This window comes from Sagittula sp. MA-2 (genome assembly GCF_030126985.1).
In the GTDB taxonomy this organism is placed as follows: Bacteria; Pseudomonadota; Alphaproteobacteria; order Rhodobacterales; family Rhodobacteraceae; genus Sagittula.
On sequence record NZ_CP126145.1, the window covers coordinates 2,683,465 to 2,699,074 of the forward strand.

At 67.3% G+C, this 15,610-nt stretch carries 10 protein-coding genes and 1 pseudogene; 5 read left to right on the forward strand and 6 right to left on the reverse strand.

Going from position 1 to position 15,610, the window contains the following annotated elements:
- The first annotated feature begins 11 nt into the window (after nucleotides 1-11).
- Both QNI11_RS13130 and QNI11_RS13135 read left to right on the forward strand, forming a co-directional pair.
- Nucleotides 12-713 carry a hypothetical protein gene (locus QNI11_RS13130; protein WP_283980470.1) on the forward strand — a complete coding sequence of 234 codons (702 nt, stop codon included), beginning with the start codon at nucleotides 12-14 and terminating at the stop codon, nucleotides 711-713.
- A gap of 214 nt (nucleotides 714-927) precedes the next feature.
- A pseudogene (locus QNI11_RS13135) lies at nucleotides 928-1,381 on the forward strand (GNAT family N-acetyltransferase).
- Between the two features lie 43 nt (nucleotides 1,382-1,424).
- Here QNI11_RS13135 and QNI11_RS13140 read toward each other — a convergent pair.
- The 4 genes from QNI11_RS13140 to QNI11_RS13155 form a co-directional block, all read right to left on the reverse strand.
- The gene (locus QNI11_RS13140) at nucleotides 1,425-1,985 is read right to left on the reverse strand and encodes an adenylate kinase (protein WP_283980471.1); all 561 of its coding nucleotides are present in this window, start codon (nucleotides 1,983-1,985) and stop codon (nucleotides 1,425-1,427) included.
- Nucleotides 1,986-2,319: 334 nt separating this feature from the next.
- Nucleotides 2,320-3,786, reverse strand: coding sequence for a ribosome biogenesis GTPase Der (gene der, locus QNI11_RS13145; RefSeq protein ID WP_100930128.1), 1,467 nt, complete (start codon nucleotides 3,784-3,786; stop codon nucleotides 2,320-2,322).
- Between the two features lie 139 nt (nucleotides 3,787-3,925).
- Complete coding sequence (locus QNI11_RS13150; RefSeq protein WP_100930127.1) at nucleotides 3,926-5,251, reverse strand: PQQ-like beta-propeller repeat protein; 1,326 nt, start codon at nucleotides 5,249-5,251, stop codon at nucleotides 3,926-3,928.
- 118 nt (nucleotides 5,252-5,369) lie between these two features.
- The gene (locus QNI11_RS13155; protein ID WP_100930126.1) at nucleotides 5,370-6,026 is read right to left on the reverse strand and encodes a tetratricopeptide repeat protein; all 657 of its coding nucleotides are present in this window, start codon (nucleotides 6,024-6,026) and stop codon (nucleotides 5,370-5,372) included.
- Nucleotides 6,027-6,405: 379 nt separating this feature from the next.
- Between QNI11_RS13155 and QNI11_RS13160 the strand changes: the two genes are divergently transcribed.
- Nucleotides 6,406-8,352, forward strand: a complete 1,947-nt coding sequence (locus QNI11_RS13160; RefSeq protein WP_283980472.1) for an efflux RND transporter periplasmic adaptor subunit — start codon at nucleotides 6,406-6,408, stop codon at nucleotides 8,350-8,352.
- Nucleotides 8,349-12,107, forward strand: coding sequence for an efflux RND transporter permease subunit (locus tag QNI11_RS13165; protein WP_283980473.1), 3,759 nt, complete (start codon nucleotides 8,349-8,351; stop codon nucleotides 12,105-12,107). Before QNI11_RS13160 ends, QNI11_RS13165 begins: the two co-directional genes overlap by 4 nt.
- A gap of 382 nt (nucleotides 12,108-12,489) precedes the next feature.
- On the opposite strand, the gene QNI11_RS13170 is transcribed toward QNI11_RS13165, so the two are convergent.
- A complete protein-coding gene (locus QNI11_RS13170) occupies nucleotides 12,490-12,642 on the reverse strand; it encodes a DUF2256 domain-containing protein (RefSeq protein ID WP_100930124.1) in 153 nt (50 codons plus the stop codon).
- 64 nt (nucleotides 12,643-12,706) lie between these two features.
- Nucleotides 12,707-12,922, reverse strand: a complete 216-nt coding sequence (locus QNI11_RS13175; RefSeq protein ID WP_100930123.1) for a hypothetical protein — start codon at nucleotides 12,920-12,922, stop codon at nucleotides 12,707-12,709.
- A 111-nt stretch (nucleotides 12,923-13,033) separates the two neighbouring features.
- On the opposite strand from QNI11_RS13175, the gene pepN reads away from it, so the two are divergent.
- Entirely contained in the window at nucleotides 13,034-15,586 is a 2,553-nt protein-coding gene (gene pepN, locus QNI11_RS13180; protein ID WP_283980474.1) for an aminopeptidase N, read from the forward strand.
- Nucleotides 15,587-15,610 lie beyond the last annotated feature (24 nt).

Genomic DNA, 15,610 nt, shown 5'->3' on the forward strand with positions numbered 1-15,610 from the left:
GGGGCGCGATCATGCAACGTCTCTGGGCCTGGGCCTGTCTTCTGGCGACGCTGGCGTTCATCGCCTCCTACTTCGTCGTGCCCGACTTCAACGGCTTCACCCCCGACCAGTTTCCGAAGGTCATCGAGGAACCGCCGGTCCAGCCCTCGGGCTACGCCTTCGCGATCTGGGGGCTGATCTACGTCTGGCTGCTGGTCGGCGCGGTCTTCGGCGCGGTCCGCCGCTCCGACGACGAGGACTGGATGCCGATGCGCCCTTGGCTGGCGCTCAGCCTCGCGCTGGGGGCGACATGGCTGCCCGTGGCCAGCGTCTCGCCGCTGGCGGCAACCGTCCTCATATTCCTGATGCTGGCGGCGGCGCTGCGCGCGCTCTTCCGCGTCGGCGACACCGACCGCTGGCTGCAACAGGCGCCGGTCGCGATCTACTCCGGCTGGCTGACAGCCGCGGCCTTCGTGGCGCTTGGCGTGGTACTCGGCGGGTACGAGATCTTCTCGCCGACGATCGCCGCGCTGATCTCGCTCTCTCTGGCGCTGGCGCTGGCCGTCATCGTGCAGTACCGCCTGCACCGCGCGCCGGAATACGGCATCACGGTGATCTGGGCGCTGGTGGGCGTGATCATCCAGAACTCCCAGCCGTTCAACGCCGCCGTTGCGGGCCTCGCCCTGCTGGGCATCGTCGCGATCCTGTCGCTGCGCGCCACCGACACGGAATGACAACCGGGCGGGCGTCCGCGCCTGCCCGCCGCATCCATCCGGCGCGGACCCTTCCAATCCCTGTCGCATTCATTGAACATGATGACATGGCCATCTATCCTGTGGCCGTCTCAGAAGGAGATTCATGCACAGAGGCCTCGATTGAACCGCATGTAGCGGCTTCGCATCGGCACATCGCTGCCGATCCCTTTTGCATGAATTCCGTGGAGTTCTCATGGAGAACAACGACATATCGATCCGGCCCTTCGACGGGGCAACGGATACCGAAAGACTGTCGGCCATCTGGTTTGCCGCCTCCCGCAAGGCGCATCCCTTCATCGGTGAGCCGAAACTCGTGGAACAGCGCAAGCTGATCGAGGAGACATACCTGCCGAAATCGGAGACCTGGGTCGCCTGTTGCGGCGGGGACGAGGTCGGCTTTATCAAGCCTGCTCGGTAATTTTGTCGGCGGGATCTTCATTGCGCCCGACCGGCAAGGTCTGGGCATCGGACGCAAGCTGATCGCCCATGCGCTGGCTTTGAAGGGAGAGCTGTCGCTGGAGGTCTACACCGCCAACGAGCAGGCCGTCCGCTTCTACCGCACGCTCGGCTTTACCGAAGTGTCGCGCCGGGATGTGGACGATTCCGGCGATCCCCACCCCAACGCCGCGCTTCATCTGAGGGCGTGACTCCCGGCCGGGCAGGAGTTTCCTGCCCGGTCCGCGCCTCAGCTCAGTGATTGCTCCGGTCAGTTGGACGGGGAAGCGCCTCTAAGACCTTCGTTGCGAGTTCCCCGACCGGGCGCTGACCATCGAGGCGAAGAACCGGCGCGCCTTGCGCCTCCAGCCAACGCTCATGCTGCACGCGGTTGCGCCCGGAAAATGACGGATCGTCGTACCGGGACGCCCAGTCCCGGAACGCCAGATGGGACCGGTGCATGTCGCCGCCCGGCAGAATGCGCGCGCCATGGCGCTGTGCCTCGCGCCGGTCGAGGCGCTCAAGGCGTATCGGTGTCGGAGTATGGATAAAGACGATCAGATCGACGTCTTCGACAAGGGCATCGCCCCACCCCATGAATGAGCCGGTCAGCACCCAGCCCTCGGCGATCTCTTGGCGCGCGCCGATCAAACGGACGCGCTCTTCGGGATCGCGTTTGACGCTGAACGGCGGATCGGTCGGCATCCAGTAGTAATCGTCTACGTCGATCTGCGGGACGTCGAGTCTTTCGGCCAGAACCGCGCCCAGCGTCGACACGCCGGAACACGAGGCTCCCAGCAGGTACAGCTTTGGCATGACGGTCATCCTCCGGGCTGGCGAAGGGCCGTTCTATAGCGCCGCACCGAAACGGCTGCAATGTCCCGAGGCCGGCCCCTTGGGAGAGCCGCCGCGCACGCCCGGCCTGCAACAGCCTCACCTTTCGACTGCAGTGAAAACGCAAGATCACGCTTAGCGTCGGGAAAACGTCAGTCACCACGTCAGACGCGCAGCGTCCGGCACTCCGGTTTGCGCGGCCTTCCGCAGTCAACGGTATCGCCCCCACACGGACACCCGCCAACCCGAGCCGACCGCCGAAGGCGGGCGGTGAGGCAAACAGCATGGGCGCCCAAAGGGCGCCCATTCCACCGGATCAGTCCTTCTTCTTCTGAAGCGACCCGAGGTGCTTCTTCAGGGCGCCCGCGTTCTTCGTCCGGCGGCCCTTGTAGGGGTTCTTGTCGCCCTGCCCGCGCATGTGCAGACGGATCGGCGTGCCCGGCATGTCGAAGTCCTCGCGCAGCCCGTTCACCAGGTAGCGCGAATAGCTTTCCGGCAGCTTGTCGGGATGCGAACACATCACCACGAAGCCCGGCGGCCGGGTCTTCGCCTGCGTCATGTAGCGCAGCTTGATCCGGCGGCCCTGCGGCGCCGGGGGCGGATGGCGAGAGATCATGCCCTCGAGCCAGCGGTTGAGCTGCCCGGTCGACACGCGGCGATTCCAGACCGTGTAGGCCTTCATCACCGCTTCCTGCAGCTTGTCCAGCCCCTTGCCCGTCCGGGCCGAGACCGTCACCAGCGGCGCGCCGCGGAGCTGCGGCAGGACATGCTCGAACTGCTCGCGCAGCCACTTCAGCTTTTCCTGCTTCTCGCCCTCGATGTCCCACTTGTTGACCGCCACGACCACGGCACGCCCCTCGCGCTCCGCAAGGTCGGCGATCTTCAGGTCCTGCGTCTCGAACGGGATGGCCGCATCCAGCAGCACGACCACCACCTCGGCGAACTTCACCGCCCGGATGCCGTCAGAGACCGACAGCTTCTCAAGCTTCTCCTGCACCTTCGCCCGGCGGCGCATGCCCGCGGTGTCGAAGATCCGCATCGGCACACCGCCCCACTCGTGGGTCAGAGAGATGGCGTCGCGGGTGATCCCCGCCTCGGGCCCGGTCAGCAGCCGGTCCTCGCCGATGATCTGGTTGATCAGCGTCGACTTGCCCGCGTTCGGGCGCCCCACGACAGCGATCTGCAGGGGTCGTGCGCGGGTCGGAACCGGCACGCTGTCGTCGTCCTCGTCGTCTTCGGAGACGGCGACATCCACCTCCGGCGCGTCGTCGGCGCGCTCCTCCTCGTACCCGTCCGCCAGCGGCGCCAGCACCGAGTAGAGCTCCGGCATCCCCTCGCCGTGCTCTGCCGACAGGCGGATCGGTTCGCCCAGACCCAGCTCGAAGGCCTCGAACACACCGGCGTCGGCGGCAGAGCCCTCCGCCTTGTTGGCGGCGAGGATGACGTGCTTTGCGCGCTTGCGCAGGATCTCGGCAAAGACGTGGTCGTCCGGCAGCAGGCCCGCCCGCGCGTCGATCAGGAACAGGCAGACATCCGCCATGTCCACCGCCCGCTCTGTCAGGCGCCGCATCCGTGCCGGAAGGGAATCGTCGTTGGCGTTCTCAAGGCCCGCCGTGTCGATCACGGTGAACCGCAGGTCGCCCAGCTTCGCCTCGCCCTCCCGCAGGTCGCGGGTCACGCCCGGCTGGTCGTCGACCAGCGCCAGCCGCTTGCCGACGAGACGGTTGAACAGGGTCGACTTGCCCACATTGGGGCGCCCGACGATGGCGAGGGAGAAGGACATGCAAAGGCTCCGCGGATCAGATCGCGCATGTAACGCATTTTCCGCGCCTGCGAAAGGCCCCGCGGACCGCACCGGTCGGCACGGGGCATCCTCGCCCGTCAGGCCGCCCCGGGATCACCCCGCGCGGCCCGTGGCAATATCACCGATAGGCGTGCAGCACGCCCTTCTTGGAGACGACATAAAGCGTGCCACCGGCCACGATCGGCCGCGTCGTCGCACCGCCCGGCACGTCGATGGTCTGGACCAGCGCGCCGTCCGCCGGGTTGAAGGCCCGCATCAGCCCGTCCGACCCGGCAACGATCAGCCGTCCGCCCGCCATGATCGGCCCCATGTTGGCATAGGCCCGGTCGCGGCGCTTGTTCGGCTTGCGGCGCGGCACGTAGCCCGGCAGATCGGTGGTCCAGATCTCCTGCCCCGTCGCGGCATCGAGACGGACAAGCTGGTTGAGATCGGAGACGAAGAACACCGAATCCCCGGCGGGCCACATCGGCCCCTCGGCGCCATAGGGCGCTTCCCAGATCCGTTCGCCGGTGTAGACCGACATCGCCGCCACGCGGCCCGAATGGTTGCCCGCATAGACCGTGTCGCCCGAGATCACCGGATCGCCGGTCACGTCGTCGAAACCCGCCAGCGTCACACCCGGACGCCGCCCCAGCAGTTCGGAACTCCAGAGCCGCAGGCCGCCCTGCCGGAAGGCGCCCTGCACCGTGCCGGACCCGTAGGAAAAGACCACATGCTGGTCGCCGAAGGCCGGTGCCGGGCCGCCCGCAACGTTGCTCACGTCACCCTGCCCGTCGATCTGCCAGCGCACCTTGCCGTCCGCGGCCTCCACCGCCCAGGCGGTCGTGTCGCCGGACACCGCGTAGACCAGACCGTCGGCATAGCTCGGCGCGCCGGTCGAGGTGTTGCCGAACCCCTGCGTCCAGAGCGTCGCGCCCGTCGCCGGGTCCAGCCCCACCAGTTCGCCGTAAGAGGTCGTGACATAAAGACGCCCGCCGCCCACTGCCAGACCGCCGCCCTCGCCAAGCGCGGTCTTCTCGCGCGCGGGCGTCAGGTCGGTGGACCACAGGGTTTCGCCGTTCAGGCCGATGGCCTTCACCACGCTGCGCGCGTCCATCGTGAAGATCCGCCCGTCGGCCACCACCGGCTCCGCGTCCAGCCGCATCCGGCGGCTGTCACCCGTGCCGATCGGCGTGGAGAACAGCGGCTGCGGCGCGCTCGACAGCGCGGCGTTCGTGGTGCGCACCGACGGCGACACCGGGCTCTGCGTCCAGCTGGCGTTGTTGACCATCTGCGGGGTGGAGAACGCGCGGCTCACCGGCTGCGGTGCCTCGTCGGCGCCGGCCCGGGTCTCCAGCACGTCGCGCACGTTGAGGCGTTCACCGGCCAGCACCGGGTCCTTCTCCTCGCAGCCGGCCAGAGCCAGCACACCCAGCGTGGTCAGAAGAATAGCCTTGCGCCGCATCGTTTCGTCCTCATTCTGCCCGCCGGACCCGCGTGGCCTTCAATGTGCCACCGTCCCGGGCCCGTCTTCCCGTCCCAAGTCCGCCGCCGCATCAGGCCGATCCGGCGGCGCGGGGGCGTCAGCTCTCCGGCAGGTCGCCGCCCAGAGCCACAATCAACTGACTTGCCCTGCGACGCAAGCCCGCGGTGATCTCGGAATCGTCGAGCATCCCCTGAAGCCGCGTGAGGGCGGCTTCCCGCTCACCCGTCTCGACCTCGACCAGCGCCAGTTGCTCTTCGGCCAGCAGGCGCAGCGGTTGTCCCGGCACGGCCAGCGCCTCGAGCCCGGCGCGCCGCTCCTCGACCGACAGCACCTCCGCGCCCAGCGTCATCGCCTTGTAGCTGGCGATCTGGCGGTAGATGTTGGGGACCTCCGCGTCCGCGGCCACGGCCTGCAGACGCTCGACCGCCGCCGCCGTCTCGCCTGCGGACTGCTCTGCATCGGCGGTCAGCATTTCCAGTACGGCGCGCGCCGAGGGCGTGTCCGAAGACAGCTCTTCCAGGGCGGCGGCCTGCGCCGCGGCGTCGTTCGCGTCCATGGCGTCCAGCACGCTGTCGCCAAAGGCCTGCGCCGCCGACTCCCGGCTCGAGATCTGGTATTCGCGCCAGGCGGTGCCGCCGACCAGCAGCAGCACGATCACCACCGCGATCCAGCCATAGCGCTTCATCATCGCGAACAGCCGGTCGCGTTTGACCTCTTCGGTCACTTCGTCGATGAAACTGTCGGTGTCGCTCACCTGCGTCCCCCCAAATGTGCCCAGGGCGCCCCGAGGGCCGACCCGTCGCAAACCCGCGCGCGGGCCTGATTTTGGCCCCTCTTACAGGCTGCCCCCGGCCTTGCCAACACCCCCGCCATCACGTCGCGCAGGACAGGAGGAAGGAGAACCGGCGTGGAAACGTGACACTCTTGCCAGTTGCTGACAGGAAATCGTGAAAAATACACCTATAAAGGGGCTCCGGCGATCACTCCGTCTTGAAGACGCCGTTACGGCACCCTAAGAAACTGAACCAAACGGTTCACCATTTGCCAGGGCGATTGGTCCGCCTCTCGGTAGAGACCGTAAGAAGTGTGACATCGCCGGGATTGCGGCGCCTCAGGACGACGGGAAACGAAGCATGCGAATTGTGTCCATCATCACGGCGATCCTTGTCGCGGCCGTCCTCTACGGTGTGGTCCTGAAACGCGATGCGCTGCTTTCCTGGACCGCGCGGCTGTCCCCCTCTGCCGAGGAGCGCGCCGAGGCCGCCACCGATCCGGCCCCCGCCCCCGAAGCGGCCCCCGTCGAAAGCGCCATGGAGGCGCGCGAGACCCCTGAAAACGCCGTCCGGGTGATGGCCAACCGCTCCGTCGCGCAGGAAATCGACAGCGCCGTGCAGCTCCGCGGCGAGACGCAGGCCCTGCGCCAGGTCGAGGTCCGCGCCGAAACCGCGGGCAAGGTGATCTCCACGCCCCTGCGCAAGGGCGCCCTCGTCGAAGAGGGACAGCTTCTGTGCGAACTCGACCCCGGCACCCGCGAGGTCACGTTGATGGAGGCGCGCGCCCGTCTGGCGGAGGCAAAGGCCATGGTGCCCGAGGCCCGCGCCCGCCTGGCTGAGGCAGAGGCCCAGATCCCCGTTGCCCGCGCCCGCATCACGGAGGCCGAGGCCGCCGTCCCCGCCGCCGAGGCAGCCCTCCTCGAAGCGCGCGCCGGCATCCCCGCGGCCGAGGCATCGCAGAAGGAGGCAGAAGCCCGCGTACCGGAGGTCGAGGCCCGTCTCGAAGAGGCCAAGGCCCGCGTGCCCGAAGCCGAATCCCGGTTGGCAGAGGCCGAGGCCGCCGTCCCCGCCGCGGAGGCCCGCCTGAGGGAGGCCGAAGCCGCCGTCCCCGCCGCCGAAGCCGCGCTGGAAGAGGCCGAATCCCGTGTCCCCGAGGCCGAGGCCCGCGTCCGGCAGGCCGAGGCTCAGGTCCGCGAGGCGGAGATCAACCTGACCGCCGCCAGCTCGCTCGCCAAGGATGGCTTCGCCGCCCAGACCCGCCTCGCCTCCGCCGAAGCCGCCTACGAGACCGCCAAGGCCTCCGTCCAGACCGCGCAGGCCGGGCTGAAGGCCGCCGCCTCCGGCATCCAGGCCGCCCGTTCCGGCCTCGAAGGCGCCCACGCCGGGGTCGAGACCGCGCGCAGCAACATCGAGGCCGCCCGCGCCGCGGTGCAGGCTGCCCGCTCCGGCATCCGCAACGCCGAGGCCGGGGTGATCGCCGCCCGGACCCAGATCGAGAACGCCAAGGCCGGGGTCCAGACCGCGCAGAGCCAGGTCGAGGGCGCCCGCGCCCGCGTCTCCACCGCGCTCTCGAACGTCGAGGGCGCGAAGGCCGCCGTGATCTCCGCCAACAGCCAGCTCGAAGGCGCGCAGGCCGGGATCCAGTCCGCCAGGACCGGCGAGGAAAGCGCCCTCTCGGCCATCCAGTCCGCCGAGGCCGCCGTGGCCGCCGCGCAGAAGGACATCGACCGCCTGTCGATCACCGCCCCCTTCGCGGGCCTGCTGGAGACCGATACCGCCGAACTGGGCGCACTGATGCAGCCCGGCTCCGCCTGCGCGACGGTCATCCAGCTCGACCCGGTGAAGATCGTGGCCTACGTGCCGGAAACCTCCGTCTCGCGCATCGACCTCGGCGCGCAGGCCGGGGCGCGCCTTGCCGACGGGCGCGAGGTCGCGGGCAACGTCGCCTTCGTCTCCCGCTCCGCCGATCCGGCCACCCGCACGTTCCGCGTGGAACTGGAGGTCGCCAACCCCGACCTGACCATCCGCGACGGCCAGACCGCCGACATCCTGATCGAGGCCGAAGGCGCGAAGGGCCACCTCGTCGCACAGTCGACCCTCACGCTCGACGACGAGGGCGCGCTCGGCGTGCGCACCGTGACCGAGGAGGAGACAGCGAAATTCATCCCCGTGACCATCCTGCGCGACACCCGCGAAGGCGTCTGGGTCACCGGCCTGCCGGACACCGTGGACGTGATCGTCCTCGGACAGGAATACGTCACCGACGGCGTCCCCGTGGTGCCCAGCTTCGAGGAAGTGATCCAATGACCGGAATCATCGACTGGGCCGCCGCGCGCGCCCGGATGGTCATCGCCTTCATCGTCCTGTCCCTTGCCGTGGGCGGATACGCCTACGTCAGCCTCCCCAAGGAGGGCGAACCGGACATCGAGATCCCGGCGCTTTTCGTCTCTGTCCCCTTCCCCGGCATCTCGGCCGCCGACAGCGAAAAGCTGCTGGTCAAGCCGATGGAGACGGAGCTGTCCGACCTCGACGGGCTGAAGACCATGACCGGCACCGCCTCCGAAGGCTATGCTGGCGTGGCGCTGGAATTCGAGTTCGGCTGGGACAAGACCAAGACGCTGGCCGATGTCCGCGACGCCATGAACAACGCCGAAGGGCAGTTCCCCGACGGCGCCGAGGACTATTCGATCAACGAGATCAACTTCTCCGAATTTCCCATCCTGATCGTCAACCTGACCGGCCCGGTGCCGGAGCGCACGCTGACCAAGGTCGCCAAGGACCTGCAGGACCGCGTCGAGGGGCTCGATTCCGTGCTGGAGGCCGGGATCGCCGGCAACCGCGACGAGATGGTGGAGGTGGTGATCGACCCGCTCCGCCTCGAAAGCTACAACGTCACCGCGGGCGAGCTGATCGCGACGGTCCAGAACAACAACCAGTTGATCGCCGCGGGCGAGGTGGAAACCGATCAGGGCACCTTTGCCATCAAGATCCCCGCCTCCTTCGAGGAGAGCCAGGACATCTACAACCTGCCGGTCAAGACCAACGGCCAGCGCACCGTGACGCTGGGCGAGCTGACCGACATCCGCCTGACCTTCGAGGACCGCAAGGGCACCGCCCGCTTCAACGGCGAGACGACGGTCGCCCTGCAGGTGGTCAAGCGCAAGGGGTTCAACATCATCGACACCGCCAACGAGGTGCGCGCGGTGATCGACGAGGCGCAGAAGGCATGGCCGCCTGAGCTTCAGGCGATCCTCGATATCGGCGCGTCGAACGACCAGTCGCGGCAGGTGGCCTCCATGGTCAGCCAGCTCGAAGGGTCGGTGCTGACCGCCATCGCGCTGGTGATGATCGTGGTCCTCGCCTCGCTCGGCCTCCGGCCGGCGCTGCTGGTGGGCTTCGCGATCCCGACCTCCTTCCTCTTGTGCTTCCTGCTGCTGGCGCTGATGGGCGTGTCGATCTCCAACATCGTGATGTTCGGGCTGATCCTTGCCGTGGGGATGCTGGTGGACGGCGCGATCGTGGTCGTCGAATACGCCGACAAGCGTATCGAGGAAGGCTCCGGCCCGATGCACGCCTATGTGGAGGCCGCGCACCGCATGTTCTGGCCGGTCGTCTCCTCGACCGCCACGACGCTCTGCGCCTTCCTGCCGATGCTGTTCTGGCCCGGCGTCGCGGGCGAATTCATGGGGATGCTACCCGTCACGCTGATCTTCGTGCTGTCCGCGTCGCTCGTGGTGGCGCTGGTCTACCTGCCGGTGATGGGCGGCGTCTCGGGCCGCTGGTCGCGCAACGTCGGCCGGATGGGCAACGCCCTGCGCGCCGCCGCGCCCTGGTGGTTGCGCGCGGCGCTGGTGCCGGTGGCGCTGTTCGGGCTGTTCGTCGGCGCGATGATGGTGCTGAACCCCGACTACCTCGGCCCGACGGAGGCCACGGGCTTTGCCGCCCGCCTGCCCGGCGTCGTGGTCTTCATGATCTTCTCGGTCATCTCCTCGGTGGTGATGGATGCCGCCGCGCCGCGCCGCAAACCCAAGCGGGTCGACGGCCGTTACCGTCGCACGCTCTTCGGCCACTTCATCAACTTCATCTCCGGCAACCCGATCATGCCCATCGTCACCGTCGGCGCGGTGGTGGGTTTCGTGATGTTCACCTTCAGCTACTTCGGCACCCACAACAACGGGGTGGAGTTCTTCGTCGAGAGCGAGCCGGAGCAGGCCATCGTCTACGTCCGCGCCCGCGGCAACCTCAGCCTGACCGAGAAGGACGCCATCGTGAAGCGGGCCGAGGAGATCGTGCTGAACCACCCCGGCATCAAGAACGCCTTCGCCTTCGCCGGGGACGGCGGACTGAACAACAACACAGGCGGCGCCGAGGCCCCCAAGGACACCATCGGGCAGGTCCAGCTCGAAACCATCCCGTGGGAGGACCGCCCGGCCTATGCCGCCGCCCATCCGGAGGACATCACCCTCGACCAGCTCGACGGCGACGTCATCATCGAGGACCTGACCGCCAAGCTGGAACAGATCCCCGGCACGGAGATCGAGATCCTGGCCCAGGCCCGCGGCCCCGCCTCCGGCAAGCCCTTGCACCTGCGGCTCAAGGGCGACAACTGGGAGGACCTGCTGGCCGCCGTCGCCACTGCCCGCGCCCGGTTCGAGGACACCCCCGGCCTGACCCTGATCGAGGACACGCGCCCCCTGCCCGGCATCGACTGGCAGATCGACGTCGACGTTGAGAAGGCCGGCCTCTACGGCGCCGACGTCGCCACCGTGGGCGCCATGGTCCAGCTTGTCACCCGCGGCATCCTGCTCGACACCATGCGGGTCGAAAGCTCCGACGAGGAAATCGACATCCGCGTCCGCCTGCCGGAGGAATACCGCGTCCTGTCGACCCTCGACACGCTGAAGGTGCGCACCGCCGACGGCCTCGTGCCGCTCTCGAACTTCATCACCCGCACGCCGGTCGAGAAACTGGCCGAGATCAACCGCATCGACCAGAAGCGCTACTTCGACCTGAAGGCCGACGTCAGCCCGAACCTCTTCAAGGTGCCCGAGGCCGGCGCCACCCTCCGCCAGCTTGTCGACGGGGCAGAGGCAAAACCCGGTCACGCCACCGTCACCGGCTTCGAGGACCGCCGCTACGAGGTCCTGTCGCTCGACACTGGCACCTCGCCGCAACAGCTCGGCACGGCACTGCGCGAGGGCGACATGACCGCCCAGCCGATCACCGCCAACGAGCGCATCGCCCTGATGACCGAGTGGCTCGACACCCGCCCGCTCCCCGTTGGCATCGACTGGGAATGGACCGGCGACCAGGAGGATCAGGCGGAATCCCAGGCCTTCCTGCAATCCGCCTTCGCGGGCGCGCTGGGGCTGATGTTCATCATCCTGCTGGCGCAGTTCAACAGCTTCTACAACTCCGTGCTGGTGCTGCTGGCCGTCGTGATGTCGGTCGCGGGTGTGCTCTGGGGCATGATCATCATGGGACAGTTCTTCTCGATCATCATGACCGGCACCGGGATCGTGGCACTCGCCGGGATCGTGGTGAACAACAACATCGTGCTGATCGACACCTACCAGGAATACGCGCGCTACATGCCGCGGCTGGAGGCGATCACCCGCACCGCCGAGGACCGCATCCGCCCGGTGCTGCTGACCACGATCACGACGATGGCGGGCCTCGCGCCGATGATGTTCGGCCTCAGCCTAGACTTCTTCGCGGGCGGCTACTCCATCGACAGCCCCACCGCGCTCTGGTGGAAGAACCTCGCGACGGCAGTGGTCTTCGGGCTTGGCATCGCGACGGTGCTGACGCTGGTCTTCACCCCCTCGATGCTGGCGATCCGCGTCTGGTTCACGACCTACGTCAAGTGGTTCGCCCAGTTGCTCGCCCGCCTGTCCTTCGGCCGCGGCAGCCGCATCGCCCGCGACTGGGCCCTCGCCCGCGAGGCAAGACGCATCAAGGCGCCGGAGATCCTGTGGGAAGAGATCGGCCGCCCTGCCCCGCCTGCCGAACCGTCGACCGACGACCCGCAGCTCGACCTGCCGCTGCGCGCGGCGGAGTAACCATGGAACGCTGCCGATCTTGATTTTTTCGCAAGGAAAAGGTAGTTGGATGTAGCGATAGGTTTGTTTCGGACAAACACCTGCTTTCTAAGTGTCCCCGGGATGTTGCCGCATCCCGGGGACTGCTTTTATCGGCCTATCAGGACCATGACGACAATCGTCAGGACCATCAGACCGACAGTCAGCACGCGATAGGTGTTTTCGGACATTTTTCCTCCTTTCTGCATTCCGATGGAATGTTTCCGGAGGGTGCACAAAAAGCGCTAATAACTGGTGAAGGACGTGTGCTGTCAGGTTAAAGGACCAATCGCCGCTTATTCAATTAAAGCGATGGAAAATAAAGATTATCGTGCCCGGAAGGGCAAACCGCTCCCTTAACGGCCTACCGCTTTTCGGACCGCTCCCGCCTGCACCGTTCCGAACAATAGCGGACCTCGTCCCAGACCTTCGCCCACTTCTTGCGCCACGTGAACGGCCGCCCGCAGGTGGCGCAGGTCTTCACAGGCAGATCGCGTTTCTTCACAGCCTTTGACATCGTCCCCACATACGAAAAACGCGCCCGGAAACCGGACGCGTTCTGAAACACGATTGCGCGAGGATCAATCGGCAGCCGGTCCCGGCACCTCTTCGGCACCGACGCCCGGCACGACCTCGATCTGGGTCTCGGCGCCCTGCGGGTCCTGGCCCTGGATCACGACCCAGCCGACCCAGCCCAGCAGCATGATGCCGACAACGATCAGAAGCACGCGCATGCCCGTCAGCGGGCCCGCGTGGCGTTTTTCCTGTTTGTGAATGTTCGTCTCTGGGGCGGACATATCAACCTCTTTCCATTTGCAACTGCGGCGCGGTTGCCGCTCGTCGGTTACAGGAATAACACTCGGGCAGCCGCCCGGGTTCCATCGGGCACGACCAGAAGGAGCACCGCGATGAAGGCCGAAGCCCCCCAGACCATCTATCTCAAGGACTACACCCCGTTCGGCTGGCACGTCGAAAGCGTGCACCTCACCTTCCGTCTGGCGCCGAACAGCACCCGCGTGCTGTCGAAGATCCGTTTTGCCCCCAACCCCGACGCCCCGGCGCAGGACTTCTTCCTGCACGGCGAGATGCTGAAACTGATCGGGGCGAAGATCGACGGCGCGACCGTCACCCCGGACGTGACCGACGAGGGCCTGACCGTCACCGTCCCCTCCGGCGCCTTCCTCTGGGAAGCGGAGGTGGAAATCGACCCGAAAGGCAACACCGCGCTCGAAGGGCTCTACATGTCGAACGGCATGTACTGCACCCAGTGCGAGGCGGAGGGGTTCCGCAAGATCACCTACTACCCCGACCGCCCCGACGTGATGTCGACCTTCACCGTCCGGATCGAGGGCGACGAGAAGGTGAAGCTGTCGAACGGCAACCCGCAGGAAGCGGGAGAGGGCTTTGCCGAATGGCACGATCCCTGGCCGAAGCCCGCCTACCTCTTTGCACTGGTGGCCGGCGACCTCGTGAACTTTCCGGGCGCCTTTACCACCATGTCCGGCAAGCAGGTGGAGCTGAACATCTGGGTCCGCCCCGGCGACGAGGACAAGTGCGCCTTCGGGATGGAGGCGCTGAAGAAGTCGATGAAGTGGGACGAGGACGTTTACGGACGTGAATACGACCTTGATATCTTCAACATCGTGGCCGTCGACGACTTCAACATGGGCGCGATGGAGAACAAGGGCCTGAACGTCTTCAACTCCTCCTGTGTGCTGGCCTCGCCGGAGACCTCGACCGACGCGAACTTCGAACGGGTCGAGGCGATCATCGCGCACGAGTATTTCCACAACTGGACCGGCAACCGCATCACCTGCCGCGACTGGTTCCAGCTTTGCCTGAAGGAGGGCCTGACCGTCTTCCGCGACGCGCAGTTCACCTCCGACATGCGTTCGGAGCCGGTCAAGCGGATCTCCGACGTGATCGACCTGCGCGGCCGCCAGTTCCCCGAGGACCAGGGCCCGCTGTCGCACCCCGTCCGCCCGGAAAGCTTTCAGGAGATCAACAACTTCTACACCGCGACGGTCTACGAGAAGGGCGCCGAGGTGATCGGGATGCTCAAGCGTCTCGTGGGGGACGAGGCCTATGCCAGGGCGCTCGACCTCTACTTCGACCGCCACGACGGGCAGGCCTGCACCATCGAGGACTGGCTGAAGGTCTTCGAGGATGCGACGGGCCGCGACCTTGCCCAGTTCAAGCGCTGGTACAGCCAGGCGGGCACGCCGCGCGTGTCGGTGTCCGAATCCTTCGCGGACGGCACCTATTCGCTGACTTTCCGGCAAGAGACCCCGCCCACCCCCGGCCAGCCCGAGAAGGCGCCGCAGGTGATCCCGATGGCCGTCGGTCTTCTGAATCCGAACGGCGACGAGGTGCTGCCGACGACGCTTCTGGAGTTTAACCAGTCTGAACAAACCTTTAATTTCAGTGGTTTCGCGGCGAAACCTGTCCCCTCCCTGCTGCGCGGATTCTCCGCCCCCGTGGTGCTGGACCGGGAGGCGGGCCGCGACGAGCAGGCGTTCCTCCTGGCCCACGACACCGACACCTTCACCCGCTGGGACGCCGGCCGGCAGCTTGCCCGCGAGACGCTGGTGGACATGGTCCTGACCGGCGCGACGCCCGACATGGCCTATATCGACGGGCTGGAGGCGGTGCTTCGCGACGAAACCCTCGACCCCGCCTACCGGGCGCTGATGATGGGCACGCCCTCCCAGTCGGAGCTGGCGCAGGTGCTGGCCGACCGCGGCCACGTCCCCGATCCCGACGCCATCTGGCAGGCGGCCGAGACGCTGGCGCAGGTCAAGGCGGAGCGCTGGACCGACCTCCTGCCCCGCCTCGCCGCGGAGGCGGAGGTCACCGCCCCCTACAGCCCCGACGCCGAACAGTCGGCCCGCCGGGCGCTTGGCGCCGCGGTTCTGTCGCTGCAGACCCGGCTCGACGGCGGGGCCGCGGCGGAGACGCAGTTTGGCCGCGCCGACAACATGACCCTGCAGCTTTCGGCCCTGTCGAACCTGATCCGCGCGGGCCGGGACGATGCGGCGCTGAAGGCCTTCCACGACCAGTGGCAGGGCGACCGGCTGGTGATGGACAAGTGGTTCGGCCTGCAGATCGCGGCCACCACGCCGGAGAAGGTGGTGCCGCGGACCGAGGCGCTGACCGCGCATCCGGCCTTCGACTGGAAGAACCCCAACCGTTTCCGGGCCGTCATGGGGGCAATGATGATGCACCATGCGGGTTTCCATTCGGTGGACGGTGCGGGCTATCGCCTGCTGGCGGACTGGCTGATCCGGCTCGACGACGTGAACCCGCAGACCACGGCGCGGATGTGTTCGGCCTTCCAGACCTGGCGACGCTACGATGCCGGGCGGCAGGAGATGATCCGGGCGGAGCTGGAGCGTATCCGGTCGAAGCCGAAGCTGAGCCGCGACGTGGACGAGATGGTCAGCCGTATTCTCGGCGCCTGAAGGCGGATCGTCTGGCCGGAGCCT

Coding starts and splice junctions, on each gene's coding strand:
- QNI11_RS13150 (WP_100930127.1), bottom strand. CDS start 5,251: ATGCGGCGCAAGGCTATTCTTCTGACCACGCTGGGTGTGCTGGCTCTG.
- QNI11_RS13130 (WP_283980470.1), top strand. CDS start 12: ATGCAACGTCTCTGGGCCTGGGCCTGTCTTCTGGCGACGCTGGCGTTC.
- QNI11_RS13175 (WP_100930123.1), bottom strand. CDS start 12,922: ATGTCCGCCCCAGAGACGAACATTCACAAACAGGAAAAACGCCACGCG.
- QNI11_RS13170 (WP_100930124.1), bottom strand. CDS start 12,642: ATGTCAAAGGCTGTGAAGAAACGCGATCTGCCTGTGAAGACCTGCGCC.
- pepN (WP_283980474.1), top strand. CDS start 13,034: ATGAAGGCCGAAGCCCCCCAGACCATCTATCTCAAGGACTACACCCCG.
- QNI11_RS13140 (WP_283980471.1), bottom strand. CDS start 1,985: ATGCCAAAGCTGTACCTGCTGGGAGCCTCGTGTTCCGGCGTGTCGACG.
- der (WP_100930128.1), bottom strand. CDS start 3,786: ATGTCCTTCTCCCTCGCCATCGTCGGGCGCCCCAATGTGGGCAAGTCG.
- QNI11_RS13160 (WP_283980472.1), top strand. CDS start 6,406: ATGCGAATTGTGTCCATCATCACGGCGATCCTTGTCGCGGCCGTCCTC.
- QNI11_RS13165 (WP_283980473.1), top strand. CDS start 8,349: ATGACCGGAATCATCGACTGGGCCGCCGCGCGCGCCCGGATGGTCATC.